Origin of the sequence: Bradyrhizobium yuanmingense (assembly GCF_900094575.1) — a bacterium.
Lineage (GTDB): Bacteria > Pseudomonadota > Alphaproteobacteria > Rhizobiales > Xanthobacteraceae > Bradyrhizobium > Bradyrhizobium yuanmingense.
Map to the genome: position 1 here is coordinate 1 of NZ_FMAE01000095.1, position 1,483 is coordinate 1,483.

Annotated in this window: 2 protein-coding genes; one reads left to right on the top strand and one right to left on the bottom strand. The window is 57.2% G+C overall.

Annotated features, from left to right (window positions below):
• Nucleotides 1-70 precede the first annotated feature (70 nt).
• Nucleotides 71-664 (bottom strand): hypothetical protein, encoded by a 594-nt coding sequence (locus GA0061099_RS39165; protein ID WP_036032551.1) that lies wholly within the window; start codon nt 662-664, stop codon nt 71-73.
• Between the two features lie 304 nt (nt 665-968).
• On the opposite strand from GA0061099_RS39165, the gene GA0061099_RS39170 reads away from it, so the two are divergent.
• Nucleotides 969-1,412 carry a hypothetical protein gene (locus GA0061099_RS39170; protein WP_141697832.1) on the top strand — a complete coding sequence of 148 codons (444 nt, stop codon included), beginning with the start codon at nt 969-971 and terminating at the stop codon, nt 1,410-1,412.
• Nucleotides 1,413-1,483 lie beyond the last annotated feature (71 nt).

A 1,483-nucleotide genomic window follows, 5' to 3' on the forward strand; every position in this document is an offset into this window, starting at 1 on the left:
CGTCAGCCTCCCGGCTATCGCCAGCTGACCAGTCCGGCTTTTGCCGGCGAACGCGGTGTCCCACCGCCAGTTACACCACGCTCAGGGACACGATCCCCAGCGATCCAAACACTTCCTTCTCCAGCGAAGCACCGTTCACAAAGCACCGCACAAGGCAGTGCATATGATGCAGTGCCTGCCAGTCATACAGGTCTGCGATCTTGTCATCCGGTTTGCGAAGATCGTGGTGTATTCGAAATTCCCTGTCCTTGAGATAGACCTTGAGAAAAATCAGGCCCGGCCAGACGAAGAACTCCAACCCGTTGCCCTCGGCGATGTGCTTCTGCACGGCCTCCGGGCCGGCATTGACGACCCTGCTGATCCTATCTTCGATCTGACGTCCCATCAGCGAGTTGCAGTCCTGGCAGCAGGGGACTTTGAAGCGTCCGTACTTGACGGTCCCGCCATTTGGCAATGTGATCGCCCTGTTAAACAGGTTGAATTTCCGCAGCACCCATTCGGGGATAACATGCTCATCGTTGAACACTTTTGACGCGGGCTCTGCGCCGCAGATAAAGCAGCAACGGCCGATACAGATATCGTTCACAAATCGATCTTTGCTGAAGAACAGAACTTTGCCGGTGTGATCCAGGAACGAACCGTCTGAAGTTTTATGCCAAGCCATTGTGACCAACCTTCGCCACCGCGGGCTTAAAGCCCTACACGGGCCAGCACTGTCCTGCTACTGAAAGGATATCGCCGGGCTGAGGCCAGTTGCGGGCGGGAATATGCGAAAGAACTCGCTCCGGCTGGCGGGCCTCGGTCCTGCTTTGGGAATACTTATGTCGAGGAACTCAAGAAAAGCCCAACGCCGACGGAAATGGCGGCGCCGCCTCAAGTCTGGGGTACGAACGCCGTCCGATGCGATACATCAGGCGCTCGGGGAGTTTTTGACCGAGATGGGCCGCGTCGAGTTCAGGATGCTCCTGTTGATGGACCTCATCAATGAGGCACCGCTCGAAGCGCTGTTCGACGAATACTCCGGGCGAACATTCGCAGACAAGATCAAGATCTTCAAGAAATGGTGTGACTTCGGGGGTGTGCCCGATGAACACAAGGCGACGCTGCAACGCCTCTACAAGGAGTTGGATGAGTTGCGGCCGATACGCAATTTCCTGGTCCATGGCGAGACATGGGAAGGCGCCTTCAAGGGTAAGCCGCGCCAGCCCTATCGGGTCGGGCTCGTGAAAAAGAACCTTGAATATCTCGACGAATTCGAGCGCGCCGACCACGGTCAAAACGTCTTCGATGTCCAGCAGGTGCGCGACGCGACCAGGCGCTGCGTCGGGATTCACCAGGAGCTGGCCGAGTTGCACGACGCGATTGCCGCGACCGCGGTGCCATGTGAAGAACTAGGGCTCGGACTCAATTGATCCAATAGGCAACGATGGCGGCGAGATGGACGGCAGCCAAGAAGTTCGTGGCTAGTTTGTCGTAGCGAGTT

What these genes read in the sequence shown, in the direction of transcription:
- GA0061099_RS39165 (WP_036032551.1), bottom strand. Translation starts at nt 664, where the DNA reads ATGGCTTGGCATAAAACTTCAGACGGTTCGTTCCTGGATCACACCGGC.